Source organism: Delftia sp. 11MD, assembly GCF_050907895.1.
GTDB lineage: Bacteria > Pseudomonadota > Gammaproteobacteria > Burkholderiales > Burkholderiaceae_C > Comamonas > Comamonas tsuruhatensis.
Genome location: NZ_CP194333.1, coordinates 6,285,366 through 6,311,116 on the forward strand (window position 1 = coordinate 6,285,366; position 25,751 = coordinate 6,311,116).

Here is a 25,751-nt window from a genome sequence, read left to right on the forward strand (position 1 = left end):
GCGTGTCACGCCGACAGTGGCACCCTGCCCCGCCTTCGCGGTTGGCGCTCACGAAAGCTCACATGATCGAAATCGCCATCCTGGACCCACATCCGGTGGTTCGCGCGGGTCTTCGCCGACTGGTTGCCGAGCACACCGACCTCAGGATCGTCGGGGAGGCCAGGTTGCCCGCCGATGCGATGGAACGGGTCACAGGCACGATGCCACCGGACGTTCTGATCCTCGATCTTCCCGCACCAGGACAGCTCGGTTTCGACACGCTGGCGTCCCTCCACGTTGCTGCGCCGAAGGTCAGCATCCTGCTGTTCACTGCGCACCCCGCAGAGCACTACGCGCTCGAGTCGCTGCGACAAGGTGCACGTGGCTACCTGAACAAGAACTGCGCGCCGAGCGAACTCATCATGGCCGTTCGGACACTGGCCATGGGCCGCCGGTACTTCTCGGCGGAAGTGACCGAACTGCTGCCAACGCAGCTGCATCGAGGCCGTGGTTGCGCGGCGCATGAGCAGCTGTCCGAACGCGAGTTCCAAGTCTTCTGCCAACTGGCCAAGGGGGAAACCGCCAGCACAATCGCCATGGGACTGGCGTTGTCCGTCAAGACCGTCAGCACCTACCGCACCCGCCTGATGGAGAAGCTCAACCTGTCCACCAATAGCGATCTGACCTACTACGCGATCAACAACCGGCTCATCGCCTGATGCTGCGCGCTTGCATCAATGCGCCGTTCGATCGGGCAGCAGCCGGTCGTATTCATTCTTGACCACGGCATAGCACTCGCAACTGCGCTGCTCGATGCCGGCCCGATCCAGCACCTCGATGCGCCCACGCGCGTACTGGATCAGCCCGGCCTTCTGCAGCTTCAGCGCGCCTTCCGTCACGCCCTCCCGGCGCACGCCAAGCATGTTGGCGATCAGCTCCTGGGTCATGATCAACTCGTTGCCCTGCAACCGGTCGAGGCTGAGCAACAGCCAGCGGCACAGTTGCTGGTCCAGCGTGTGGTGGCGGTTGCACACGGCCGTCTGCGCCATCTGGGTGATCAGCGCCTGCGTATAGCGAAGCAAGAGGTGAAGGACCGGCGCTCGATTGAACTCGTCCTTCATCGCGGCCGCGCTCAACCGATAGGCACGCCCGGCGCTTTGGACGACAGCGCGACTGGTCGTGGATTCACCCCCCATGAACAGTGAGATGCCCAAGACGCCTTCGTTCCCGACCACTGCGATCTCCGCCGAGGCGCCGTTCTCCATCACGTAAAGCAGCGAGACGATCGCGGTGGTCGGGAAGTACACGTGGCTTTGCACCCCACCGGACTCGTACAGCACTTTCCCGAGCGGCAAGGAGACGGGCTCGAGCTGTGGAAGCCACCGCGACCACTCCGCCTCGGGCAGTGCGGCCAGCAAATGGTTCTTCTTCGGTTGGTCGATGGTCGGCATTCGAGGTTCCAGTCAAGAGGATCGTTTGAACGATCGAAATATCGTCGAGCCGGGGTGGCTCGAAGATTCCCCCTGATCTGTTCGCTGGCGAACTTATAGCCGTGCTGGCGACCAGCCGGTGCAGGGATTTGCCTGCATTTTTCGCGGTGTCGCAAATCGCAAGCGATCGTTGTCTATCTCGGTATTAAGTGCGCTACCGAACAGACGATTTCTCCCGGTTCGGGCGATGTCGACGATGTGGATGTCGGTGAGGAGGAATCAAGCGCCAGAGCAAGTCAGTTTCTCCAACTGAATGTCGAACAATCTTCGTGTGGCACCTTGTTGAACACCGTCAGCACCGTGCTGCGTTGGTTGCTCCGATCGTCGACGGAGGCCCGCAACGTCAATCGCCCCCGACGACGTATCGCACACACCGACCCCAGCACGACCTCCAGCAGCGCCTCTTCCAGTGCGTCCCTGTCGACCGTCCACGCAGAACACGCTCGGTCGACGTCCACAGCGACGTCAACGCAACCGTCGAAGGTGTGCCTGAGGCGGTGGGCAAAGGAGCAGAGAAACGGCAGCACCTCGACGGACACAGGACGCAACGTCCTGCATTCGGCGATCGAAAGCAGCACGGCGGCACAAGCGTCATCGTCGTGCGCACCCGCCGAGAACCTGACCCCCCTCTGCTTCTGCAGCGGCTCGTTCATCGCCTGCGCGGACGCGGAGCCTCCCGTGGCAGGGGTTGGAGGCGGTGACAGCAATGCGTTCATGGCGGGTCGGAGATGGGCGTTGGCGTTCATCCTCGGGCCGGATCGTGCACATGTCTGTACGCTGGCGAACGGAAACCGTTGGCCGGTCAGGGGATGACGGTTTGCGTCCTAGTGACCATTCTCCTCGGCGTGAGCCACCAACACCTCCACACCGGCCTTCTCCAGTGAATGTCGCACCTCATCGGTGATGCCATCGTCGGTGAACACGCGCGCGACCTTGTCGAGATGCGTGATCCTGAAAATGGCCTGCGCCTTGAATTTGGAGGAGTCGACGAGGACATTGACGGACTGGGCGGCGTCCACGAAGGCTCGGTTCATCACGGCCTCCTCCGGTGTCAACATGCCGATGCCCCCGCTCGCGGAGATGCCGTGGACGCCGAGGAAGGCCGCTCTCACGGTGATGTTCTCGAAAGCACCTGTCTCGAGGCGACCGACACTCGTCATCTTCTGAAAATCCACGGTACCGGGCAATAGATGCACCGTGGCGTTTCTGCTCTTGGCCAACTCCATCGCGACGGTGAGTCCGTTGGTCACGACGTGAAGATGGTGGTGACCTCGCAGCGCTTCCGCGAGGTGTCGGCAGGTGGTCCCACCGTTGACCAGGATGCAATCACCGTCCGACACGGATTGGGCTGCGAGTTCTGCGATGGCTCGTTTCTCGCGGTAGTTTTCCCTCTCCCGCTCCGCGTAGCTCACGCTCTCGTAACGCGCCCAACCCTCCGCATACACCTCGTTGCCGGGAATCGCCCCTCCTCGCGTGCGGGCCAGCACACCCCGCTCCTGCAATTCGATGAGGTCGCGCCGCACGGTGATGGGCGAGGTCTGAAAACGCTCAGCCAGCACGCTGACTTCGACGACGCCCCCTCCTTGCAACAGGGCGACGATTTCTTTCTGGCGAGCTGCTTTGAGCATCTGTTTTCTTGCATCTCAGGACGGTTGACGCGCGAGGTGTGCGCGTGATCGGTGCGGAAACTGTACCGCCCGTATTTGTCACGAGTTTGACTCATCATGTTCGTAACATCCAGTTCATGAACACTAACGATCAAATACGAACAGTCGTCTTTGATGTCGATGGAACCCTTTTCGACACCCTTCCCTCCCTCGCAGCGGCGGCCAATGAGGTACTTGTGCTGGCCGGATTGCAGGCCATCGAGCCGCAGCATCTTCGTCCGGCCTTGAGCCAGGGCATCACCGCCCTCTTCCAGAGCGCGCTCCGGCTTCAGACAGCGTCTGTGCCACTCGCGCTGGCCTCGCGCCTCGAGAAGGCCTTCCAGCAACGCTATGCATCGCACTGGCTGCACAAAGCGGTGGCATACGACGGTGCTCTCGAGCTTCTGTCGATGCTTCGTTCGCAGGGCATCGCCCTGGGGATCTGCACGAACCGCGATCAGGACTCGACACGCACGCTGCTGGACAAGGCAGCACTCACCGGCTTCTTCGATGTGATCGTCGGCCTGGGCGATGCCGAGCATCCCAAGCCGGACGCCGCGCCGTTGCACCTCGCACTCACCCAACTGGGCGCGACGCCGCAGACGGTTCTCTTCGTCGGGGACTCCGGCATCGACGCGGCATGTGCCCAGGCCGCCGGCGTACGGCTGGCGGCTCACCTGGGCGGCTACGCGGCCAACCCCGACGACTTGCGCCCGTACGTCGTCGCGTTTTCGGACTACGCGGAATTCCACAGCTGGATGGCCGCCCGGACATCGACTCAGTCAACGGCGGAGACGACTCACCATGTCTGACATCCAGATCTCGGGCCTGACCAAGCGCTTCGGCAGCGCTGCCGTTCTTCAGGAACTCGACCTGACCGTGCGCGACGGCGAATTCCTCACCCTGCTCGGCGCATCCGGTTGCGGCAAGTCCACCTTGCTGAAGCTGATCGCCGGCCTGGACACGCCCGACACGGGCACGATCCGCATGGGAGACCGCGACCTGCTCGCCCTGTCGCCCAGCGCGCGGGACTGCGCGATGGTGTTCCAGTCCTATGCGCTGTACCCCCACATGACAGTCCGCGAGAACATCTCGATGCCACTGGTGATGCGTGGCCTCGGATTCTGGGGTCGCCTGCCGGGGGCACGCCTGGTGTCCCCCGGGGTGCGGCGACGGCTCGCCGACATCCATGCCAGCGCGCAGGAGGTCGCACGACGACTCGCCATCGACGGATTGCTCGATCGCAAGCCGGCGCATCTCTCAGGCGGCCAGCGCCAACGCGTTGCCCTGGCGCGTGCGATGGTTCGCCACCCTTCCGTTTTCCTGTTCGACGAGCCCCTCTCGAACCTGGACGCCAACCTTCGGCATGCGCTGCGCGCCGAAATCCGCCAGCTTCACGACCAGTTGGGCGTGACGTTCATCTACGTCACCCACGATCAACATGAAGCGATGTCCATGTCGGACCGTGTCGCGGTCATGCGCGAAGGCCGCATCCTTCAGGTCGCGCCACCCGAAGATCTGTACATGCGACCCCGAAGCCTCGAAGTCGCGCGATTCGTCGGCGCGCCGCGGATCAACGTCGTGCCGGGCGAGATCCTCGCCAACGGCGAGATCCATTGCCTGGCGCAACGCATCGCGGCTACCCCGGGGAACAGCGGACCCTGCCATGTCGCCTTCCGGCCCCAGGCGGTCACCTTGGCGAGGGCGCCTGGCCTCACCGTGCGCGGCGTGGTCGGCCATGTGGAATATGCGGGCACCGAATTGATGGCCACGCTGACCCTGCCGAGCCAGGGCGAGGCCTGCATCGTGTGCCTCCCGGCCGGCACGGCTGCGCGCGCAGGGGCCGAGTTCGAGGTCACGGTCCCGTGGGAAGCGCTGCATGTCTTCGACGCAGGCGGTCAGCGCCTGTCGATCGATCGATGCGACGTCCTGGCCCGGGTTGCCTGAAAGCCGACGATGCGCATCCATCCCCTCTCCACAGCGTCGCTTCTCGCACCCGCGGGACTTCTTGCGACGGTTCTGCTGTTCATCCCCGTGCTGGCCGTCGTTCTGATGTCGCTGACCGATTGGCAGTTCGGCGCGACCACGCTGAACTGGGTCGGCCTGCAGAACTACGCCGAACTCTGGTCGGACGCGGTGTTCCGCAAGTCCGTCGCCAACACCCTCGTCTACCTTGTTCTCGTCACCGGGGGCTCGATCGTGCTGGGCCTGAGCCTCGCGCTGTTGATCGAGTCCGATCGGTCGGGACGCGGCTTCTACCGAACCGCCTTCTTCATGCCGGCCGCGTCGACGCTGATCGCCATGGCGGTCGTGTGGGAGTTCCTGCTGCATCCGAGCGCCGGGCTCGTGAATCACCTGCTGATGCAGGTCGGCCTCTCGCCCCAGAACTGGCTCAACGACCGGCGGCTCGCGCTGTACTCGCTCGCCGCGATCGGCATCTGGCAGATGTCGGGGCTGGCATTGGTGTTCTTCCTGGCCGGCTTGCAGGGCATTCCTCGCGACGTGCGCGATGCGGCAGAACTCGACGGCATCGAACGCCCCTTCGATCGCTTCCGCTTCGTCACCTGGCCGTTGCTGGGCCCCACCACCCTGTTCGTCATCACCGTGTGCGCCATCCGCGCCCTGCAGGTCTTCGACACCGTGCATGTGCTCACGAAGGGCGGGCCGAACAAGGCCACCGAGGTGCTGCTCCACACGATCTACACCGAAGGTTTCAGCTTCTTCCGCATGGGCTACGCCAGCGCCATGACGGTCGTCTTCATTGCAGGCATCTTCCTCTTGACCCAGATCCAGCACGCCGCGCTGGAGCGCCGGACGCACTACGCATGAAACGTCCTTCTCCTTCCTTTCGGATCCTTCGCCACGGGGTCCTGATGGCCGTGGCGCTCGTCTTCCTGATGCCCTTCATCTGGATGGTGCTGACCTCGCTCAAGCCCGCCGACGAAATCTTCGGCAGCGAGATCCATCTCTTTCCGACGCGCTTTGCCGCGGTCGAGAACTACACCCTGGCGCTGACCAAGGTCCCCTTGCTGCGCTACCTGTGGAACGGCGTTCTCGTCTGCGCGGGGATCCTGGTGCTTCAGATCCTGGTGGCGCTGCCTGCCGCCTACGCCTTCGCCAAGCTGTCGTTCCGCGGCAAGCCGTGGGCATGGCGCCTGGTGATGCTTGCGCTCATGGTGCCGTACCAGGCCACGGCCATCCCACTCTACGTGATGCTGTACCACGCAGGTCTGCTCGACACGATGGGCGCGCTGATCCTGCCTTTCAGCGTGTCGGCGTTCGGCATCTTCCTGATGCGGCAGTTCTTTCGCACCGTGCCCGACGACCTGATCCATGCCGCGCGGCTGGACGGCATGGGTGAGCTGGAGATCGTCTGGCGCGTGATGCTGCCCACCGCCATGCCCGCCTTGCTGGCGTTCTCGATCTTCTCGGTGGTCTGGCACTGGAACGACTATTTCTGGCCCCTCCTGGTCATCAATTCACCCGATCTGGCGACACCGCCATTGGGAACCATGTTCTTCCGCAATGAGGAAGCAGGCAGCGCGTTCGGTCCTTTGATGGCCGGCACGGTGCTGATCACGGCGCCGCTGGTGCTGTTGTTCGTCGTCGCGCAAAAGCGCTTCATCGAAGGTGTGACGCTCACCGGCGTCAAGGGTTAAACCGCAAGGAATCAAGCAATGAAACAACTGTTCAAAAAAACCGCCGCCCTGACCATGTTGATGGCCGCAGGCCTGGCACAGGCTCAGCAACCGACCGAGATCGTCGTCGACTACGCCTACGCCGATCTTTTCAAGGAGGTCCATGAATCGATCGCGAGAGACTTCATGGCGAAGTTCCCCCAGTACAAGGTCACGTTCCGCGCGCCCAACTCCGACTACGAGGTCTCCGCGCAACAGGTCTTGCGCCAGGCCGTGACGGGCCAGCTGCCCGACGTGTCCTATCAGGGCCTCAATCGTCAGCGCGTGTTTGCCGACCGCGGGCTCGCCGTCGACCTCACACCCTTCATCAAGGCAGAGAAAGGCTGGGCCGGGATGGGCTACGACCAGGCGCTGCTGTCACTGGGGCAGGTCAAGGGTCAGCAGGTTGGCATCGGCTTTGCGCTGTCCACACCCGTCATCTACTACAACGCCGACCTGATGCGCAAGGCGGGCGTGGAGCCCGATCGCTTCCCGACGACCTGGGAAGCCATCATGAATGCGGCCAAGAAGTCGAAATCGGCAACCCCCGGCACGGACAGCCTGCACGTCGAGTGGGACATCACCGGCAACTGGATGTGGCAGGCGCTGGTCTTCAGCAACGGCGGCACCATGTTGACCGCCGACGAGAAGAAGGTGGCATTCGACGGCCCCGCAGGCAAGGCTGCCATTCAAACCCTCGAGCAGCTCGTCAAGCAAGGCGAGATGCGCAACATCGCCTATTCGGCCGCCTGGCAGGACTTCGTGAGCGGCAAGCTCGCGGTACTGGCGACGACCACGGCGCGCCTGGGCAGCATCACGAAGCAGGTCGGCGGCAAGTTCGAGATTCGCACCGCCCGCATGCCCGTGGCCAAGGACGGCCGCCTGCCGGCCGGCGGCAATGCAGCGATGATGTTTTCCAAGGATTCTGCCAAGCAGGCCGCTGCCTGGGAATACATCAAGTTCGCCACCGGCCCGCTGGGTGCGACGACCATGGTGAAGGCGACCGGCTACTTCCCGGCCAACACGCTGCCGGCGAACGACCCGAAGCTCCTTGCGCCCTTCTACCAGGCGAACCCCAATCACTTGACCGCCATCGCGCAGATGCCGGTTCTCACGGGCTGGTATGCGTTTCCGGGTGACAACGGCTTGAAGATCACCGATGTGATCAAGGATCATCTGCAGACCGTGGTCTCGCAAGAGGTGCAGCCCGCCGTCGCCCTCACCGACATGAGCAAGGCGGTCCAGGCACTGCTGCCGCGCTGATCGCCAGGCACGACCATGCTCAAGTTCATCCACATCACGGACATCCATCTTGTCGAGCAGGGTCGTGCCCTCTACGGGCATGACCCCGGCAAACGGTTCGAGCGCTGCATCGACAGCGTGATCGCCGAGCACGCGGACGCATCGTTCTGCGTGATCACGGGCGACCTCGCACATGTCGGGCACGCGGACGCCTACCGCCAACTGTCGGAGCAATGTGCGCGGCTGCCGATGCCCGTTCATCTGATTCTCGGCAACCACGACAGCCGGCCCAATTTCCGGGAACGCTTCCCAGAGGTGGGCGTGGACAACAACGGGTTCGTCCAGTACGAAAAAGCCGTCGGCAAGTTCAGAGCGCTGTTTCTCGACACCAACGAACCGGGAACGCATTCCGGCGTCTTCTGCGAGCAGCGGGCGAACTGGCTTTCTCAGCGTCTGGCGGAGGGCGATTCGCCGGTGCTGCTGTTCATGCATCATCCGGCCTTCCACCTCGGCATCCCGGTCATGGACCGGATCGGCCTGGTCGACAACGAATGGTTGCTGACGGCGTTGAAGGGCCACGAGCACCGCGTCAAGCACTTGTTCTTCGGCCACATTCATCGCCCCATCTCGGGCAGCTGGCGCGGCATCCCGTTCTCGACATTGCGCGGAACCAACCACCAGGTGGCGCTGCACCTTCGGGAATCGGAAGACATCCCGGGCAGCTTCGAGCCGCCACAGTACGGCGTCGTGCTGCTCGACGAGGATTCGGTGCTCGTGCACCTGCATGACTTTCTCGATCGCAGCGAGCGATTCTGGTTGGGCGCATAGCCCAAATACAGGGCCGGCATGCTCAGCGTCAACGGCCAGCAACCGAAGCTGGCGCCTTGGACGTTGCAGTGCGCCAGCGCACAGACCCACGCTTCATGGCTTTGTAAAACCGCGTTGAAGCATCTCAACCAACGAAAGAAGTCCATGAAGAAAACTCTCCTGTTCGCAGCGCTCGGCATTGCCGGCATGCTCACGACACTGACCGCCGCTACCGCCCAGGTCGCAGGTTCCACGACCACCATCGGTGTCACCATCACCGAGACCGATCACCTCGCACTTGGATGGAGCGTGAAGAAGGGGATTCTCGGCAAGACGGTCTACAACGATGCAGGCACCAAGATCGGAAAGGTGCAAGACCTGATCATCGACCCCGAGCGCAACGTGTCGTACGTCATCATCGGTGCGGGTGGGTTCGTGGGCCTGGGACAGCACGACGTGGCCGTGCCGATCGCGCAGATTCGCGACGAGGCCGGCAAGATCGTGATGCCGGGCGCCACCAAGGAGGCACTGAAGGCGTTGGCGCCCTTCAACTACGCGAGTGATACCACCCGACGCGACCGGTTCGTGGCAGAGGCCGATCGCGGCATCGCTTCGGCGAAGCAGGAGATGTGGGCTGCTGCCGGTTTCGATGACACCTTGTTAAGGTGGCAGATGAAACCGGAGGTGGTTAATGGAGAGAAGAAGGACATTCAGTCGCGAGTTCAAACTCGAGGCGGTCAAACTGGTCGTTGAGCGTGGCGTGTCTGTGGCCCAGGCGGCCAAAGACTTGGACGTTCACGAGAACGTGCTGCGCAAGTGGGTGCGTGAGCTGAGGCAGGAGCCTCAGGAGGCGTTCCCTGGCAACGGCAAACAAAAGGCGCAGGATGCTGAGATAGCACGGCTGCACAAGGAAGTGGCCAAGCTCAAGATGGAGCGCGACATATTGAAAAAAGCCGCGGCCTACTTCGCGAAGGAGTCGATGTGAAGTTCGGCTTCGTGGCGAAACACCGAGGGGCCTGGCCGGTCAATCTGATGTGCGAGGCGCTCGGTGTCTCGCGAGGCGGCTTCTACGCCTGGCTCACACGACCCAGGAGCCGGCGTAGCCTCAGCGACGAGGTGCTGGGTGCGCAAGTGCATCAGAGCTTTGTACGCAGCGACCGCACCTACGGCGCACGCCGTGTGTGGCACGACGTGCTGGAGCAAGGCCAGACCTGTGGGCTGCATCGTATTGAGCGGCTCATGCGGGAGCAGGCGCTGCGTGCGAGACCGCGAAGGCGTGGACTACCCAAGGACCGTGGCGCGCGTGGTGCTGTGGCTGACAACGTGCTGGACCGTCAGTTCCAGGCAGATGGTCCGAACCAGAAATGGGTGGCCGACTTCACCTATATCTGGACGGCAGAAGGCTGGCTTTACGTAGCTGCGGTACTGGACCTGTACTCCCGTCGAATCGTGGGCTGGTCGATGCAGGAGAGCATGACCTCGCAGCTCGTGGTGGACGCGCTGATGATGGCTGTGTGGCGCCGGGGCAGGCCAGTGGCACTGCTGCACCACTCGGACCAGGGTAGCCAATACACAAGCGAGCACTTCCAGAGGCTGCTGGACGAACAGGGCATCACTTGCAGTATGAGTCGGGCTGGTGAGGTCTGGGACAACTCGGCCATGGAGAGCTTCTTCAGTTCTCTGAAGACCGAGCGCACGGCCCGTAAGGTGTACAGGACACGAGGGCAGGCCCGCTCAGATGTGTTCGATTACATCGAGTGCTTCTACAACCCGACGCGTCGGCATTCGACGCTCGGATATCTCAGTCCCGTACAGTTCGAGCAAGCTCAAGAAGCTTAGGTCGGTGTCAACGAGACCGGCAGCAGCCCAGTCAGAGGCAACTGCCTGTAGGCCAAGTACCGCTCTAGCGCCGAACGCGCCAACGGCGGCAGTGCAACCTTGCCCGCCTTACCGCCCTTTCCCATCACATGGAGCCAATGGTCTCCCCGACCATCAACTTCGATCTGACCAAGCTTTGCACTGACCATTTCCCCGATACGCAGTCCCGTGCCGAAGCTGAAGCTGAGTACAAATTGCAAGCGTTGTGCTGCAGGAGCTGTCCAACCGTTGCGCCATTCCAGACCTTGTGCGGCAGCCTGGATCAAGGCCCACTCCCCTTCACTGAACACTCTTGAGGCGGCTGAAGGTTCGGTTCGAGATGCGCCACGAACTTTGACTCCTGCGAAAGGGTTGGCCAGGGTATAGCGCTGCTGGATCAACCAGCGAAACATGGCTCCAATCACAGACAGCGAGTAGCCGACCGAACGAGGCGACAGCGACCCAGCAAAGGGCTTCCAGTCATTGGCAGTACGGGGCCTTGCAGGACCAATCCACCGGATGGCTGGAGCCGGGCGGCGTAGAAATCCTCGGTACGCGATCGCATCATCCGCAGTCAATGAAGAAAGTGGCTTGCGACGCTCAAGTACAGCCCACAACAAGAGTCGCTCTGCCTCCTTTTTGTAAGCTCGTTGCGTCGACTCTGATTCATGAAGAGACAACCATGATTGGATCGCTTGGTAGTCGGTGCTTGCGCTGAGCGTGCAGGTCGCCTTTGGAGCCCTGAAGGCACCACGCGAGCCATCGAGCTCAGCCGGCACAGCCAGGCGCTCCCACGGCACGACATCTTGTACGAACTGCTCTGGTAGCAGCGCCCTCGCCTGCTCTGTCAACAACGGATAAGCCGCAAAGAACTTCTCTATCACCTTGGCATTCGTAGCCCCAAGGCCAGGCACAACAGTCCACCAGCGGCGGCGGCGGGGTACGCGGACGGTGAGGTCTGCCAACGTTCTGAGTCCATGCTTCCGCAGCGCGTTAGCGGCGCGAGTTGGAAGCCAGCGCTCCACTTCGTCCGTCACAGACGGCTCAGGCGCCGGCAGATGACGCAAGGTTTCAATCGTGGCAAGGACCGCACGACGACGATGGTGTCGCTCCTGGGCGGAGTGCTCGAACACGCTGGCCAGGTCTTGGCGCTGACGCACTTTTGCATACGCAGCCAACTTACTGCGGATCGCCCCGAGCATGGCGCGAGAAGACTGGCCATCAGCCTTGTTGTGCCCGAGGTACTTCGATACCGCAGCACGCGCCTGCAGGCCCTCATACCAAGCACGCAAAGCAGCCAGCTCATCGGTGCTTGGGAAGTCCGCTGCGCTTTGCGCAAGAGGCATCAAGGTGGCCTGAGTACTTTTCATCCTGCCAGTTTACGAAAAGCAAGAAGCTATTTTGATAAGAATAGTTATCGCAATAGCTCAATCATAACGTCCACCTCCATGCCACATACCTCCCCTCCAAGCCGCAGGCAACCGGTAGACATGCGGAACGACACTGCACATAAGCTTTTACGCCACTGATCTTGAGTTTTTGCGAAGCGCAGCCAGGCTGGCCAGCACGCGACAAGCGGCCCGCTGGCGCACACAGAACTTAGGGCGGAAGGTTCGAGATGAAACACCAGGCAGCCCTCCGGCCTGGGTATTCACGTTGCATCGAGACCGTCCCAAGCCCTCCGGTTGAGCGCACCCACGCTGAGCCAACCGTGCAGGGTGACTGGGCTGAGTCGGGTGCGAACGAGGAGCGCAGCCTCGGCCGGTGATCTCTGCGGGGTCAAGGGTGAAAAAGCTCCACCGTCTTGCCCCAATGAAGAGCTAGTCCTGCAAGGTGGCTTGGCTAGGTCGTACGCGGATGAGGAGCGAAGGTCAGATTTTCAGGTGCTCTGCCGTCCTGACGTGATGAGGGACGAGCATCGTTTGGGTCCTCGAATTCGAGGCCGAGTGACGAACCCGCAGGAAGCCTAGCATGCGCCACGCCAACGACTACAGCCATGCCTATACAAGACGCCTACGGCCCTTGGGTGCGGCAGTCGGGACGGAAACGGCTTGCGCTCGCGCAAAGACAGCTGTCGGCAATAAGCAGTCATCCGCTGATGTCACACTCTCAAATCAATTCATTTATTCAACAGTTGATGTATTATTGATAAATGCAAGAAGCCCAAGTCATCCGCTCCCTCTCCGCCCTGGCCCATGAAGCCCGCCTGCGCGTTTTTCGCGCCCTGGTGGTCGCAGGCCCCGACGGGCTGACACCCAGTGTCTTGGCCGAGCAGTTGGGCATCGCTCCCAATGCACTGTCCTTCCATCTCAAAGAGTTGTCCCATGCTGAGCTGGTCAGCCAGGAACGTCAGGGGCGCAACGTGCTGTACCGGGCTGCGTTCCCTGCGATGACCGACCTCTTGGCCTACCTCACCGAAAACTGCTGCCAGGGCGCTGTGTGCACCCCGGCAGATGCCTCTACCTGCAACTGCTAACGGAGCACACGATGAAACGCTTCCACGTCCACATGCATGTTGATGATCTGGCCAAGAACATCACCTTCTACTCCCAGCTCTTTGGCGCAGAACCTGCCCGCGTGGAAACCGATTACGCCAAGTGGATGCTCGATGAACCCCGGGTGAACTTCGCCATCTCGACCCGGGGCAACAAGCCTGGGCTGGACCATCTTGGCTTCCAGGTGGATGAAGCAGTGGAACTGGCAGAGCTCAAGGCGCGCGCCGAGTCTGCTGACATGGCACTGCTGGATGAGGGCACTACCACCTGCTGCTACGCCCGCAGCGACAAGCACTGGATCACCGACCCCCAAGGCATCGCCTGGGAGCACTTTCATTCCCTTGAAAACATCCCTGTGTTCAATGAAGCGGCGCAGACGGCGCCCAAGTTCAGCGCCTGCTGCAGTCCTGCCGCAGCGGCGACAACCACGGCGTCTTCATGCTGTGCACCCCACTCCAAAACTTCCAACTCCAAGTCTTGCTGCTGAGGCTTTATGACTAACACTACAACACCCTTGAATGTTCTGTTTCTGTGCACCCACAACTCGGCGCGCAGCATCCTGGCGGAAGCCTTGCTCAACGATATGGGCCAGGGGCGCTTTAAGGCCTATTCGGCTGGAAGCAGCCCACGAGCCAACCAGCAGCCCAACCCTCTGGGCTTGCAAGTGCTGCAACGCGCAGGCGTGTCCGTAGAGGGCCTGCGCAGCAAGAGCTGGGACGAGTTTGCCGTGGCCGATGCGCCGAAGATGGATCTGATCATCACCGTCTGCGACAACGCCGCAGGCGAAGTCTGCCCCATCTGGCCCGGACACCCCGCTACTGCGCACTGGGGCTACCCCGATCCTTCTGAAAGCGATGCTGATGACGGCGCCAAGCTCGAAGCTTTCCGCCAGACCATGCACATGATTCGCCGCCGTCTGGAGCTGCTGGTGAATCTGCCCGCAGACAAGCTGGAGAAAGCACGACTGCAGGGCACGGCCCGCGAGCTGTCCGCGCACTGATCCACTGCCTCACCAACGCACGCCCATCACTTACCCACGGTCTCCATCACGATGCTTTCGGCTGTACTGATCTTTTTTTTCACCCTGGTTTTGGTCATCTGGCAACCACGAGGCCTGGGAATCGGATGGAGTGCCTCTCTGGGGGCCGGTATCGCTTTGCTGCTGGGGGTGGTGCATCTGGCCGACATTCCCGTGGTATGGCACATCGTCTGGAACGCCACCGCAACCTTTGTCGCTGTGATCATCATCAGCTTGCTGCTGGATGAGGCCGGGTTCTTCGAGTGGGCAGCGCTGCACTTCGCGCGTTGGGGCGGCGGCAAAGGCTCCAAGCTGTTTGCCTTTATCGTGCTGCTGGGCGCCGCCGTGTCGGCACTGTTCGCCAACGATGGGGCCGCGCTGATCCTCACTCCCATCGTCATGGCCATGCTCGTGGCGCTGGGCTTTTCGCCGGCAACGACCTTGGCTTTTGTGATGGCGGCAGGCTTCATTGCGGACACGGCCAGCCTGCCGCTGATCGTCTCCAACTTGGTCAACATCGTCTCTGCCGACTTCTTCAAGATCGGCTTCAACGAGTACGCCTCTGTCATGGTGCCGGTCAATATGGTCTCGGTGCTCGCCAGCTTGGCCATGCTGATGCTGTTCTTTCGCCGGGATATTCCAGCCTCCTACGACCTTGGCCAGCTCAAGCGCCCAGCCGATGCCATCAAAGACCCAGCTACATTCCGCGCTGGCTGGGTAGTACTTGCGTTGCTGCTGATTGGCTTCTTTGGCCTGGAGCCATTGGGAGTGCCTGTGAGCGCCGTGGCGGCAGCGGGCGCGGTCATCTTGCTGGCCGTGGCAGGCCGTGGGTCGGTCATCAGTACCAAGAAGGTGCTGCATGGTGCCCCCTGGCAGATCGTGATCTTCTCGCTGGGCATGTATCTGGTGGTCTACGGGCTGCGCAATGCAGGCCTGACGGACTATCTGGCTGCGATGCTGGAGCGTTTTGCACATGGCGGTGTATGGGGCGCAGCCATTGGCACGGGACTGCTGTCTGCCTTGCTGTCATCCGTAATGAACAACATGCCAACAGTGCTGGTGGGCGCTTTGTCCATCGACGCCTCCAGTGCCAGCGGCATCGTTAAAGAGGCGATGGTCTATGCCAACGTAATCGGTTGTGACCTGGGTCCCAAGATCACCCCCATCGGTAGCTTGGCCACGCTGCTGTGGCTGCATGTGCTGGCAAAGAAGGGCACCACGATCAGCTGGGGCTACTACTTCAAGGTTGGCTCGGTGCTGACCGTACCCGTACTGCTTGCCACTTTGGCTGCCCTGGCATTGCGCCTGAGCATCTTTGCCTGAACACACCCTCTGTCCTGGAGCCGGTATGAGCACTATCACCATCTATCACAACCCCGCCTGCGGCACCTCCCGCAACGTACTGGCTTTGATCCGCAACAGCGGCGAAGAGCCCACGGTCATCGAATACCTCAAGACGCCTCCTGATCGGCCCACATTGGAGCGCTTGCTGGCCGAAATGGGCGTGCCGGTGCGCGAGGTCCTGAGGCAAAAAGGCACGCCGTTCGATGAACTCGGTCTGAGCGATCCCAAGTGGACCGACCAGCAGCTGATCGACTTCATGCTTGAGCATCCAATTCTGATCAATCGACCCATCGTGGTGACGCCGCTGGGTACTCGTCTGTGCCGGCCGTCTGAGGCCGTGCTGGACATCTTGCCCCGCCCTCAGTTGGGTGCATTCACCAAAGAAGACGGAGAGGCCGTCATCGACGCGAAAGGACAACGTGTTGCAAAGCACTGATTTACCCAACCTCGACGAACAGTCCTTCGAGACTGCGGACCTGAATCGGTTGCTGCCTGCCCAGCGCGCTACGCATGCACCTCGCATCTTGCTGCTTTATGGATCGGCCCGTGAGCGCTCCTACAGCCGACTGCTGACGGAGGAAGCTGCTCGACTGCTTCGCAAACTAGGGGCAGAGCCTCGGATCTTCGATCCACGTGGGCTGCCGCTGCCAGACGATGCGCCGGAGAGCCATCCCAAGGTCCAGGAGCTGCGCGATCTGGTTCAGTGGTCCGAAGGCATGGTGTGGACTTCACCCGAGCGCCATGGCGCAATGACCAGCATCCTCAAAGCCCAGATTGACTGGATTCCGCTGGCCGTGGGCGCTGTGCGGCCGACCCAAGGCAAGACCCTGGCGGTGATGCAGGTCAGTGGGGGTTCGCAGTCATTCAACGCACTCAACCAGATGCGCGTGCTGGGACGCTGGATGCGTCTGATCACCATCCCCAACCAGTCGTCGGTGGCCAAGGCATTCTTGGAGTTCGATGAAGCCGGCCGCATGAAGCCCTCTGCCTACTATGAGCGGGTGGTCGATGTGATGGAAGAGCTGGTCAAGTTCACGCTGCTGACCCGCGACAGCGCAGATTACCTTGTGGACCGCTACAGCGAGCGACGTGAGTCTGCACAAGCACTCTCGCAACGCGTTAATCAGCGAAGCATCTAAAGCGCCGAGACGATGCAACGCCGCATCCGGATCACTGCCATGCTGGGCGTGGCCCAAACGCTGTCGTGGGCTTCGTCGTACTACCTTCCTGCTGTTTTAGCGGAGCCGATCAGCAGTGCGGTCGGCATGGCGTACTCCACGGTATTCGCGGCCTTCTCGGTGGCCCTATTGGTTTCCGCTGCCATGGGACCCATTGCAGGACGGTTCATTGACCGCTTCGGTGGCCGTCCAGTATTGGTCGCCAGCAACCTGGTGTTCGCTGCTGGACTGGTGATCCTTAGTCTAGCCACGCAGGCCAGCCATGTGTTCCTGGCCTGGGCCGTCATGGGCATAGCCATGGGCAGCGGCCTGTACGAAGCCGCCTTTGCCACTGTCGTTCGCCTGTATGGTCAGGACGCGAGGCGTGCCATCACTGGCATCACGCTGTTTGCCGGCTTCGCCAGTACTGTAGGCTGGCCGCTTTCCAGCTATCTCGCGCATGAGTTTGGCTGGCGTGAGGCATGTCTGGCGTGGGCACTGCTACACCTTCTTTTGGGGCTTCCGCTCAACCTGTTGCTGCCGCGCGCAGCTGCTGCAGTAGCTGAACCGGGACAAGGTGATGAACAACCTGCGGCCAGCCCCCACGAGCATTCAAGCGCAGCTGGCAAGCCTCACAGATCCACAGCCTATCTGATGGCCTATGTGTTTGCGGTTTCGTGGTTCATCAGCACGGCGATGGCGGCGCACCTGCCGCAGCTTCTGCAGACGACTGGAGCAGCAATTGGCGTTGCCATCGGAGCCGCTGCGCTGGTGGGGCCCGCGCAGGTGGCGGGGCGGTTGGTGGAATACGGGTTCTTGAAAAACGCCCACCCTCTGCTGTCTGCCAAGCTGGCCATCTTGGCGCATCCCGCTGCAGCACTGTGTCTGTATCTGATTGGAGCGCCTGCAGTGAGTCTGTTTGCAGTCTTGCACGGGCTTGGGAACGGAATTTTGACGATTGCCGTGGGCACGTTGCCGCTCAAGGTGTTTGGTGCACAGGGCTATGGACAGCGGCAAGGCTGGTTGATGGTGCCCGCGCGCATCGTGCAGGCGGGGTCCCCGTTTCTCTTCGGAATGGCTGTATCCCATTGGGCGCTGGGAGCATTGTGGCTTTCCTCAATGCTCGGCATCACCGCGTTCTTTGCGCTGTGGGCCATGCGCATTCAGCACCGCACTGCCAGTGCGCAATGAATTTGGAGGTCGATGTGAGCGTGACACTGTATGACGTGATCATTGTTGGAGGAGGCCAGGCTGCACTGTCCGTTGCCTACTTCCTGAGGCGCACAAACCGCTCAGTGCTGATCTTGGACGCCGAGGATGCAGGTGGAGGGTAAGCGTTCCGCGAACCCATCTTTCATCTCACCGTTGAAGCTGCGAACCTCGGGTCTTCGCAATCAACGAACGAGACGAGGTGGACATGGATCGACAGCAGATGGAACGGTGCCTGGAGCAAGTGGCGGCGTATCGTGCCTCTGGCCAGAAGGCGCAGGTATGGGCCGAGGCCAACGGGGTGCCAGCGGGAACGCTGCAAAGCTGGTGCGCACATGCGCGGCGCTGGCAGGCGCGGCTCGACGGCGTCAGCCCTGAGCCCTCGCCAGCCGCCAGGCCGAGCGGCTTCGTGGCCGCCCGCGTGGCGCCTGGTGCCGCATCGACATCGGTGCGCGTCGAATTGAACGTGGGAGGCACCCGGCTCGATCTGCATTGGCCGCTGGCGCACACGCGTGAACTCGCTTCGCTGCTGCGGGAGTTCGGCCGATGATTCGCATCGACGTCATCTGGCTGGCGCTTGGCGCGGCCGACCTGCGCGGGGGCATCGACACGCTGTTGGCCCAAGTGGTGCGCGGCTTCGCGCTGGGCGCGCAAGCCCACCACGCCTACGTGTTTGCCAACCGCCGCGCCGACCGGCTCAAGGTGCTGGTCTACGACGGCGCGGGCATGTGGCTGTGCACCCGGCGGCTGCAAGCGGGCAGCTTCGCCTGGCCGCGCCAGGACACGGGGTCACTTCAACTCACGCGCGAGCAGTTCGACTGGCTCGTCGCGGGCCTGCCGTGGCAGCGCCTGGGCAGCGCGCAGCCGCAGTCGATCACGGTGGTCTGAATGCGCTCGATTCGAGGTCGGGATTTGCGCGTTTGTCTATTGGAGAAAGTCATGCCTCGCGCGCACGCGCGCGCGAGGCATGATGGCGGCCATGCTCGAAGGCCCGGACACCCACACGATCGATGCGCCGGGCGCACTGGATTCGATGCAGGAGCTGCGCGATGTGATCGGGCGCATGCAAGGCGAGCTGAAGTTCAAGCAAACCAGGATCGAGGCGCTGAACTTCGAGATCGCGCGGCTGAAGCGCTGGCGCTTCGGCTCCTCCAGCGAGAGCCTGGAGACGAGCACGCAGGCGGTGCTGTTCGATCAGATCCTGGCCGACACGGCGCTGGAAGACCGCGCCGCCCAGCAAGACCAGAAGCCACCGGTAGCGCCACCCCGGGCCAAAGGCCAGGCGGTGCGCCAGGCGCTGCCGGCGAGCCTGCCGCGCATCGATCACCATCACGAGATCGAGCAGACCCACTGCGAGTGCGGCCAGCCCTTCAAGCGCATCGGCCAAGAAGTCAGCGAGCAGCTCGATTGCGTGCCGGCCCAATTCTTCGTGCTGCGCCATATCCGCGGCAAGTACGCCTGCACGTGCTGCCAGACGATCCAGGCCGCGCCGATGCCCGCGCAGATCATCGACAAAGGCATCCCCGCGCCGGGCCTGCTCGCGCAGGTGGTGGTGGCCAAGCACGACGATCACTTGCCGCTGTACCGGCAGGAAGAGATCTACGCGCGCTCTGGCGTGCACATCCCGCGCTCGAGCATGGCCCAGTGGATCGGCATCTGCGGGTGCGTCTGGCACCGCTGGCCGATGCACTGAAGGGCTTCATCCTCAGCCACGGTGTGATCCACGCCGACGAGACGCCGGTGTCGCTGCTGGCGCCGGGGCGCGGCAAGACCAAACGGGCCTACGTCTGGGTCTACCGCACGACCAACTTCGTGGCCCAGCGCGCGGTGCTGTTCGACTTCACCGCCAGCCGCGCCGGCGAACATCCGCGGCGCGTGCTGCGAGGCTTCGGCGGCACGCTGGTCAGCGACGATTACAGCGGCTATTTTGGGCTTCAGGCGCAAGGCGTCAGCGCCGCACTATGCTGGGCCCACGCGCGGCGCAAGCTGTTCGAGGCGCACGAGTTCAACGCCAGCCAGATCGCCGGCCAGGCGGTGGCGCTGATCGCAAAGCTGTACGAGGTCGAGCGCGAGGCGCGCGAACTCGAACCCCAGGCACGGTGGCTGCTGCGCCAGCAACGCTCCAGGCCCATCGTCCAGGCCCTGCACCTCTGGCTGACCGGGCAGCGCCAGAAGCTGGCCAATGCCGACGTGACGGCCAAGGCGATCGATTATTCGCTGAGCAATTGGCGCGCGCTCACGCGCTACCTGGACGACGGCGACGTCCCAATCGACAACAACGCGGCGGAGAACGCGGTGCGCCCGCTGTGCGTTGGCCGCAAGAATTGGCTTTTTGTAGGCTCGCAGCAGGCCGGCGAGCGCGCTGGCGTGGTCATGAGCCTGATCGAGTCGGCCAAACTAAACGGGCACGATCCCTGGGCCTACCTCAAGGACGTCTTCGAGCGTCTGCCCACGCTCAAGCAGCGCGACCTCGCGCAGCTGCTGCCGCACAACTGGCGGCCTGCCACCGACATCGCCGTGCCAAACGCGGCGCTCGCCGCCGCCGCGTAGAACCATCCTTCAACACGCCGTCATCGACGGCGCAAGGGTGTCGTTCGCGGAACGCTTACGGTGGAGGAGCCTGGCAGCATGGCTGGGACTCTCTGCGCCTGTTCTCTCCTGCAAATTGGAGCTCCATTGCTGGCTGGCCCATGCCTAGCTCCGGGGAGCAGTACCCAAGCCGCAACCAGGTTATTTGCTACCTGCGGCAGTACGAAGCCCGCTACAACCTCTCGGTACAGCGGCCTGTGCTGGTGACGGCGGTGGAGCGTAGAGACCACGGATTTGCCGTAAAGGCAGGTGACCGGTCGTGGGATGCGCGCGTGGTGGTGAGTGCCACAGGGACTTGGCGCAACCCGTTTATTCCGGAACTCGAAGGTCGGTCCACGTTTGGCGGTCTCCAGGTTCACTCCGCACATTACGTATCGCCCAGCGCATTTCAAGGACTGCGAGTCATGGTGGTCGGCGGTGGCAACTCGGGTGCGCAGATCTTGGCCGAGGTTTCGCAGGTTGCTGCGTCCACTACCTGGGCCACCTTGAGCCCGCCTGCCTTTCTGGCAGACGATGTGGATGGAAGAGTACTCTTTGAACGCGCAACTGCACGGTGGCTGGCAATCCAAGAAGGCCGTGACCCGACAGACTTGCCAGGGGGATTTGGTGATGTCGTCATGGTACCCCCTGTCGTGGATGCCCGCGCACGTGGCGTGCTTCATGCCGTAGGAGCATTTGGGAGGCTGACAGCTGAAGGCGCACAGTGGGCGGACGGCACCAGCCGCACGTTTGACGCCATCTTGTGGTGTACCGGGTTTAAGCCCGCACTCCAACATCTGGAGTCTCTTGGCGTGGTGGCCGATAACAAAGTCACCGTAGACGGGACACGTGCGCGCGATGTGCCAGGCCTCTGGCTGGTCGGCTACGGCGAATGGACCGGGCCCGCATCTGCCACTCTCATAGGTGTCATGCGCACCGCGCGCTCCACTGCAACCGAGATTGACCAGTACCTTGCTGCCCAAGTGCCAGCGTAGGCACCGCTGGGTGCGTCGGTTTACATGTGCATGTAAATACACGTATTATTCGGCACATGACTACCTCGCCTCTCAACCGCACGCATGCCATTGACGCCGCCATCGGGTCCTTGGAAAGCAGCTTTTTCAAGGCGCTTTGCGAGCCTGCCCGGATTGCAGTGCTCAAGCGCGTGATGCAACTAGGGAGCGCTGATGTAACGGAGATCGCTGCCGAGTTGCCCCAGGAGCGCTCTGTGGTGTTGGCGCCGATTCAAAATTGAGCCACCGTGCCGATTGAATTTTGAGCCAGGGCTAATGGCCAACCTGTGAAGGTCGGCTGTGGATAAGTGTAGTGCCTTGGGTCGGTTTTGGTCTCCTTGGTGATCGAGCTCGGTGGTCGTCCGTTGAGGGTAAGCCGCGCAGGGCGAAGCCCGTAGCGGCTTGCCCTTGAACCGCTCAGAACGGCTCAGCCTTCTTGGCCTGTTCGCGTGCCTTGATGCGTTTCTTGGCCACGGCTGTGCTGTGCATGAACCTGTGGGACTCGTTGCCCGTCTCGACGATGTGGCAGTGGTGCGTGAGTCGATCCAGCAGTGCCGTGGTCATCTTGGCGTCGCCGAACACGCTGGACCATTCCTTGAAGTCCAGGTTAGTGGTGATCATCACGCTGGTCTGCTCGTAGAGCTTGCTCAGCAGGTGGAACAGCAAGGCGCCGCCTGCCTGGCTGAAGGGCAGGTAGCCCAGCTCATCAAGGATGACCAGGTCCATGCGCTGCAAGCTCGCTGCGATGCGGCCTGCCTTGCCTTGGGCCTTCTCCTGCTCCAGTGCGTTGACCAGGTCCACCGTGGAGTAAAACCGCACGCGTGAGCCATGGCGCGTGATGCCCGCCACGCCGATGGCCGTGGCCAGATGCGTCTTGCCCGTGCCGGGGCCACCCACCAGCACCACGTTGTGCGCCTGCTCGGTGAACGCCATGCTGGCCAACTGCTCGATGAGCTTTTTGTCCACGGGCGAGCATTCGAAGTCGAAGCCCGCCAGGTCGCGGTGCACGGGGAACTTCGCCGTGTGCATCTGGTAGCTCACTGAGCGCATGGCTCTGTCCGTGACTTCCGCTTGCAGCAGGTGCTCCAGCAGCCAGCGCGAGCTCTCCAGCGTGGCGTGGCCGCCTTGCTTGACCAGGTCCTCCCAGGCCCCGGCCATGCCGTACAGGCGCAGCTCTTTGAACTCCTTGTCCAGCTCACGCATGATCGGCCTCCTGCATGTCGCTGCCAGCGCGCAGGCTGTCATAGCGCGCCGTGTCGGCCAGGGGTGTCTGGCTCACTTGCAGGTTGGTCGCAACCGTCTCGGGCAGGGGCTGCGCTTGCAGGCGGCCGAGCACGTTGATGACGTGCTCGGTGCTCACCCGCCCCGATGGCGGCGCACTCTCCAGGGCCAACTCCACCGCCACCAGCACGGCGTCCAGCCCTTGCTTGGGCACCTCGGCCAGTACCTGCGCCATCACCCTGTCGCCGCCCTCCTGGTGCAGCAAGCCTTTGCGCATGCGCTGCAATGGCTCGGGCAGGTCTGCAAAGGGCGCGCCGTTGCGCAGCGCGCCCGGCTTGCGCTCGATCAGCGGCACGTAATGCTGCCAGTCGTAGCGGGTCTGGTTGCGATCGCTCAGGCGCTCGTGCGTGGCCACCATAGCATCGCCGGCCACCACCACGATCTGCGCCGGGTACAGGTGTGTGCTGACGATTTGCCCCGCCCATTCGCAGGGCACCGAGTAGCGGTTGCGCGCCACCGTCACCAGGCAGGTGCTGCTCACCTTGGCCGGATTCTCAACATAGCCATCAAAGGCCACCGGCATCGGCATCAGGTGGCTTTGCTCCAGCTCCAGCATCTCGGCGATGCTGAACGCTTTGTGCTGCGGGTGGCGCAGCTCTCGCCACAGAGCCCGGCAGCGCTCGCCCAGCCACGCATTGAGCTCGGTAAAGCTGCCAAAGCGCCGTTGCCCCGCCTCCACCCAGATGCGACGGCGGCTGTCTTGCACATCCTTCTCCACGCGCCCCTTCTCCCAGCCGCTGGCACGGTTGCAAAAATCAGGGTCGAACAGATAGTGCGCGCACATGGCTGCAAAGCGCGCATTGACCACGCGGCCTTTGCCCTTCTTGACTTTGTCGACCGCCGTCTTCATGTTGTCGTAGATGCCACGGCGTGCCACGCCACCCAGCGCTGCAAAGCTGCGGGTGTGCGCATCGAACAGCATCTCGTGGCCTTGGCTGGGGTAGGCCACCAGCCAGAAGGCCCCACTGGCACACAGCTTCATGTGCGAGACCTGCATGCGGTAGTACACCCCGCCCACCAGCAAGCCGTCTTCGCTCCAGTCGAACTGGAAGGCCTCGCCAAGCTCGAAGGTCAATGGCACGAAGGCCTTGCAGGCCGCCTGTTGGCCTTCACCTTGGCGCCACTTGCGGATGAAGTCCGTCACCCGCGTGTAGCCACCTTCGTAGCCCGCTGCCTTGATCTGCGTGAACAAGGCCTTGGCCGTGCGCCGCTCCTTCTTGGGCCGCTTGGCATCGGCCTTCAAGGCTTGCTTGAGCTCCGCCTCGTGCGCCGACAGCTTGGTCGCCTTCGCCGCCTCCCGGCGGTACTTGGGCTCGACCGGCTGCGCCTCGTCCAGCCACTTGGCCACCGTGTTGCGCGACAGACCCGTGGCCCTCGATATCTCCCGCTTCGTCTTCTTGTCCCGGCGATGCATCCGCCGTATCTTGCCAATCATGTCCATGGTGATCACCCTCTTCATTCCCTTGCTGCACAAAACAGCAGGGTAGGTAAAACACCTGGCTCAGTTTTAGGTCGGCATCACACCAAAAAGTGGCTCAGTTTTCGGTCGGCGTCAACATCCTGTGGTCCACCAGGCCCGCAGGCCGCAGCCAGAACATACGGTTCCCCTTGGTTTCGCATGCTCAGCCAGTCCATCCACAGCTTTGCCATGCCACCAGGAAATCCACCATGCTTGACCGCAGACGCTTTGTTCTGACCACCCTGGCCTCCCCGGCGCTGACCGCCTGCGGCGCGGGTGGCGATGTTGCCGCCAACCGCTATGTCCAGACTCCCCTGCTCGCCAGCCATGCGCGCTACGGCGCGCGCTTCACGCAGCCCGGCTTCGTCAACGGCTGGGGCATCGCCATCCGCCCGGCCGGCGCGGGAGGCCATTTCTGGATTGGCGGCGGGGGCACGTCCTGGCAGTTCATCGGTGACGTGGCTCGCTCGGCCGATCCCGGGATGCGCGCCCTGCACCAGGACGGCCTGCGCGAAGTGGCCGTTCCGCGCTCCGATGCCCTGACCGGCGATGACAGTGCCGGCAAAGTCACCGGCGTGGTCTACAACGGTGCGCCCCTGGACTCGCAGCTGCTGCGGGTCCGGCAGCAGCCTGCCGCCGGACGCCTGCTCGAGGGCTCGGCCCGCTTCGTCTTCGTGACCGACAGCGGCAGCGTCAGCGCCTGGACGGAGCGCGATGCGCAGACGGGCGCCATCGTCCGGGTGGACGGCCCTGCGGTGGAAATGTTCAATGGCGCCGACCAGGGCATGGCTTTCTTCGGGGCCGCCATCCACACGGGCCGATGGGACCGCGTGTGGATGGCCGACTTCGGCGCCCGGCCCCAGATCCGCACGCTGGACGCGCAGTGGCAACTGGTGCCCACTCAGGGCTTCGCCAACCCGTTCGCATCAGGCGCGGCAGGCGAGGCCCGGCCCGGTGATCCGGTGCCCTTCAACATCCAGGTCGTCAACGACGGCCGCCGCGACCGCGTGTTCGTGCTCTATGCGATCAGCCAGCCCGACCCGGACGATCCCCTGGCGTTCCATGCCGGCGAGGAGGATGCGCTGGACGCAGCCGCAGAAGCGGCCAGCGGCAACCGGCCTGCGCGCGGCAGGCTGGCCGAGTTCGACCTCGACGGCCGCCTGCTGCGCATCTATGAGGACGATGGACGCCTGAATGCGCCCTGGGGCGTGGCCATCGCTCCTGACGGCTTCGGCGCACTGGCGGGGCACCTGCTGGTCGGCAACTTCGGGGGAGCAGGCCGCATCTGTGCCTTCGACCTGTCCACGGGCCGCTATGTGGACGATCTGCGCGACGCGCAGGACCGCCCCGTGGCCATCCCCGGCCTGTGGGCCCTGCAGTTCGGCAACGGCGTGGCCCTGGGCGACAGCGACGCGCTCTACTTCGCCGCCGGCCCCGAGGACGAAACCGAGGGCCTGTTCGGCTCGCTGAGGCTTCTGTGACGCTTCATCCTGGCGGTGTCATTGCGCA

The 25,751-nt window shown here is 62.9% G+C and carries 25 protein-coding genes and 4 pseudogenes; 23 read left to right on the forward strand and 6 right to left on the reverse strand.

The genetic code is table 11. From position 1 onward, the window contains the following. Positions 1–62: 62 nt before the first annotated feature. On the forward strand, positions 63–698 hold the full coding sequence (locus ACRSCF_RS28775) for a response regulator (protein ID WP_017405790.1): 636 nt from the start codon (positions 63–65) through the stop codon (positions 696–698). A 15-nt stretch (positions 699–713) separates the two neighbouring features. Here ACRSCF_RS28775 and ACRSCF_RS28780 read toward each other — a convergent pair whose 3' ends face one another. From ACRSCF_RS28780 to ACRSCF_RS28790, 3 genes are all read right to left on the reverse strand, one after another. After that, on the reverse strand, positions 714–1,430 hold the full coding sequence (locus tag ACRSCF_RS28780; RefSeq protein WP_017405789.1) for a Crp/Fnr family transcriptional regulator: 717 nt from the start codon (positions 1,428–1,430) through the stop codon (positions 714–716). Between the two features lie 275 nt (positions 1,431–1,705). Further along, positions 1,706–2,185 carry a hypothetical protein gene (locus tag ACRSCF_RS28785; RefSeq protein WP_146100201.1) on the reverse strand — a complete coding sequence of 160 codons (480 nt, stop codon included), beginning with the start codon at positions 2,183–2,185 and terminating at the stop codon, positions 1,706–1,708. 108 nt (positions 2,186–2,293) lie between these two features. Then, positions 2,294–3,097 (reverse strand): DeoR/GlpR family DNA-binding transcription regulator, encoded by an 804-nt coding sequence (locus ACRSCF_RS28790; RefSeq protein WP_017405787.1) that lies wholly within the window; start codon positions 3,095–3,097, stop codon positions 2,294–2,296. A 116-nt stretch (positions 3,098–3,213) separates the two neighbouring features. Here ACRSCF_RS28790 and ACRSCF_RS28795 point away from each other — a divergent pair, with 116 nt between their 5' ends. The 8 genes from ACRSCF_RS28795 to ACRSCF_RS28830 all read left to right on the forward strand — a co-directional run bounded on the left by ACRSCF_RS28795 (position 3,214) and on the right by ACRSCF_RS28830 (position 10,680). Continuing rightward, positions 3,214–3,927 carry an HAD family hydrolase gene (locus tag ACRSCF_RS28795; protein WP_017405786.1) on the forward strand — a complete coding sequence of 238 codons (714 nt, stop codon included), beginning with the start codon at positions 3,214–3,216 and terminating at the stop codon, positions 3,925–3,927. Then, on the forward strand, positions 3,920–5,062 hold the full coding sequence (locus ACRSCF_RS28800; RefSeq protein WP_017405785.1) for an ABC transporter ATP-binding protein: 1,143 nt from the start codon (positions 3,920–3,922) through the stop codon (positions 5,060–5,062). The genes ACRSCF_RS28795 and ACRSCF_RS28800 overlap by 8 nt, the downstream gene beginning before the upstream one ends. 9 nt (positions 5,063–5,071) lie before the next feature. Next, on the forward strand, positions 5,072–5,944 hold the full coding sequence (locus ACRSCF_RS28805) for a carbohydrate ABC transporter permease (protein WP_026062490.1): 873 nt from the start codon (positions 5,072–5,074) through the stop codon (positions 5,942–5,944). Positions 5,945–5,988: 44 nt separating this feature from the next. Beyond that, a complete protein-coding gene (locus ACRSCF_RS28810) occupies positions 5,989–6,774 on the forward strand; it encodes a carbohydrate ABC transporter permease (protein ID WP_017405783.1) in 786 nt (261 codons plus the stop codon). A gap of 18 nt (positions 6,775–6,792) precedes the next feature. After that, positions 6,793–8,055, forward strand: coding sequence for an ABC transporter substrate-binding protein (locus ACRSCF_RS28815; RefSeq protein WP_017405782.1), 1,263 nt, complete (start codon positions 6,793–6,795; stop codon positions 8,053–8,055). A 15-nt stretch (positions 8,056–8,070) separates the two neighbouring features. Beyond that, positions 8,071–8,862 (forward strand): phosphodiesterase, encoded by a 792-nt coding sequence (locus ACRSCF_RS28820; RefSeq protein ID WP_017405781.1) that lies wholly within the window; start codon positions 8,071–8,073, stop codon positions 8,860–8,862. An 18-nt stretch (positions 8,863–8,880) separates the two neighbouring features. After that, positions 8,881–9,594 (forward strand): PRC-barrel domain-containing protein, encoded by a 714-nt coding sequence (locus ACRSCF_RS28825; RefSeq protein ID WP_324622813.1) that lies wholly within the window; start codon positions 8,881–8,883, stop codon positions 9,592–9,594. Beyond that, positions 9,533–10,680 (forward strand): IS3 family transposase gene (locus ACRSCF_RS28830; protein WP_089577556.1). Its coding sequence is split into 2 segments (ribosomal slippage): positions 9,533–9,794 and positions 9,794–10,680, totalling 1,149 coding nucleotides; the frame shifts between segments, so codons are not numbered across the junction. The genes ACRSCF_RS28825 and ACRSCF_RS28830 overlap by 62 nt, the downstream gene beginning before the upstream one ends. Before the next feature lie 29 nt (positions 10,681–10,709). Here the strand turns inward: ACRSCF_RS28830 and ACRSCF_RS28835 are convergent. Continuing rightward, positions 10,710–12,068: pseudogene (locus ACRSCF_RS28835) on the reverse strand (phage integrase family protein); the annotation flags it as partial. 782 nt (positions 12,069–12,850) lie between these two features. Here ACRSCF_RS28835 and ACRSCF_RS28840 point away from each other — a divergent pair. The 13 genes and pseudogenes from ACRSCF_RS28840 to ACRSCF_RS28900 all read left to right on the forward strand — a co-directional run bounded on the left by ACRSCF_RS28840 (position 12,851) and on the right by ACRSCF_RS28900 (position 21,744). After that, positions 12,851–13,174, forward strand: a complete 324-nt coding sequence (locus ACRSCF_RS28840) for an ArsR/SmtB family transcription factor (protein WP_046986832.1) — start codon at positions 12,851–12,853, stop codon at positions 13,172–13,174. Positions 13,175–13,185: 11 nt separating this feature from the next. Further along, on the forward strand, positions 13,186–13,680 hold the full coding sequence (locus ACRSCF_RS28845; RefSeq protein ID WP_034366925.1) for an ArsI/CadI family heavy metal resistance metalloenzyme: 495 nt from the start codon (positions 13,186–13,188) through the stop codon (positions 13,678–13,680). 6 nt (positions 13,681–13,686) lie between these two features. Beyond that, positions 13,687–14,193, forward strand: a complete 507-nt coding sequence (locus ACRSCF_RS28850; protein ID WP_034366922.1) for an arsenate reductase ArsC — start codon at positions 13,687–13,689, stop codon at positions 14,191–14,193. Positions 14,194–14,244: 51 nt separating this feature from the next. Then, positions 14,245–15,534 carry an arsenic transporter gene (locus ACRSCF_RS28855; RefSeq protein ID WP_034366919.1) on the forward strand — a complete coding sequence of 430 codons (1,290 nt, stop codon included), beginning with the start codon at positions 14,245–14,247 and terminating at the stop codon, positions 15,532–15,534. A gap of 25 nt (positions 15,535–15,559) precedes the next feature. Then, entirely contained in the window at positions 15,560–15,991 is a 432-nt protein-coding gene (gene arsC, locus ACRSCF_RS28860) for an arsenate reductase (glutaredoxin) (protein ID WP_034366917.1), read from the forward strand. Then, positions 15,978–16,694: an arsenical resistance protein ArsH gene (gene arsH / locus ACRSCF_RS28865; RefSeq protein WP_034366914.1), complete on the forward strand. Its 717-nt coding sequence runs from the start codon at positions 15,978–15,980 to the stop codon at positions 16,692–16,694. Before arsC ends, arsH begins: the two co-directional genes overlap by 14 nt. Before the next feature lie 12 nt (positions 16,695–16,706). Then, positions 16,707–17,903: an MFS transporter gene (locus tag ACRSCF_RS28870; RefSeq protein ID WP_034366909.1), complete on the forward strand. Its 1,197-nt coding sequence runs from the start codon at positions 16,707–16,709 to the stop codon at positions 17,901–17,903. A 20-nt stretch (positions 17,904–17,923) separates the two neighbouring features. Then, positions 17,924–18,043, forward strand: a pseudogene (locus ACRSCF_RS28875) (FAD-dependent oxidoreductase); the annotation flags it as partial. A gap of 86 nt (positions 18,044–18,129) precedes the next feature. Beyond that, the gene (gene tnpA / locus ACRSCF_RS28880) at positions 18,130–18,471 is read left to right on the forward strand and encodes an IS66 family insertion sequence element accessory protein TnpA (protein ID WP_014386446.1); all 342 of its coding nucleotides are present in this window, start codon (positions 18,130–18,132) and stop codon (positions 18,469–18,471) included. Further along, positions 18,468–18,809, forward strand: coding sequence for an IS66 family insertion sequence element accessory protein TnpB (gene tnpB, locus ACRSCF_RS28885; RefSeq protein ID WP_014386445.1), 342 nt, complete (start codon positions 18,468–18,470; stop codon positions 18,807–18,809). Before tnpA ends, tnpB begins: the two co-directional genes overlap by 4 nt. 145 nt (positions 18,810–18,954) lie before the next feature. Then, positions 18,955–20,471 (forward strand): annotated as a pseudogene (gene tnpC / locus ACRSCF_RS28890) (IS66 family transposase). A gap of 59 nt (positions 20,472–20,530) precedes the next feature. Continuing rightward, positions 20,531–21,484 (forward strand): annotated as a pseudogene (locus tag ACRSCF_RS28895) (ArsO family NAD(P)H-dependent flavin-containing monooxygenase); the annotation flags it as partial. 56 nt (positions 21,485–21,540) lie between these two features. After that, positions 21,541–21,744 (forward strand): hypothetical protein, encoded by a 204-nt coding sequence (locus tag ACRSCF_RS28900; RefSeq protein WP_324622819.1) that lies wholly within the window; start codon positions 21,541–21,543, stop codon positions 21,742–21,744. Between the two features lie 175 nt (positions 21,745–21,919). Here ACRSCF_RS28900 and istB read toward each other — a convergent pair whose 3' ends face one another. Together istB and istA are read right to left on the reverse strand one after the other, a co-directional pair. Beyond that, positions 21,920–22,705 carry an IS21-like element helper ATPase IstB gene (gene istB, locus ACRSCF_RS28905; protein ID WP_024815605.1) on the reverse strand — a complete coding sequence of 262 codons (786 nt, stop codon included), beginning with the start codon at positions 22,703–22,705 and terminating at the stop codon, positions 21,920–21,922. After that, positions 22,698–24,224, reverse strand: coding sequence for an IS21 family transposase (istA, locus tag ACRSCF_RS28910; RefSeq protein WP_034366930.1), 1,527 nt, complete (start codon positions 24,222–24,224; stop codon positions 22,698–22,700). Before istA ends, istB begins: the two co-directional genes overlap by 8 nt. A 227-nt stretch (positions 24,225–24,451) precedes the next feature. On the opposite strand from istA, the gene ACRSCF_RS28915 reads away from it, so the two are divergent. Next, positions 24,452–25,723 carry a TIGR03118 family protein gene (locus tag ACRSCF_RS28915; RefSeq protein ID WP_016452063.1) on the forward strand — a complete coding sequence of 424 codons (1,272 nt, stop codon included), beginning with the start codon at positions 24,452–24,454 and terminating at the stop codon, positions 25,721–25,723. Positions 25,724–25,751: the final 28 nt, after the last annotated feature.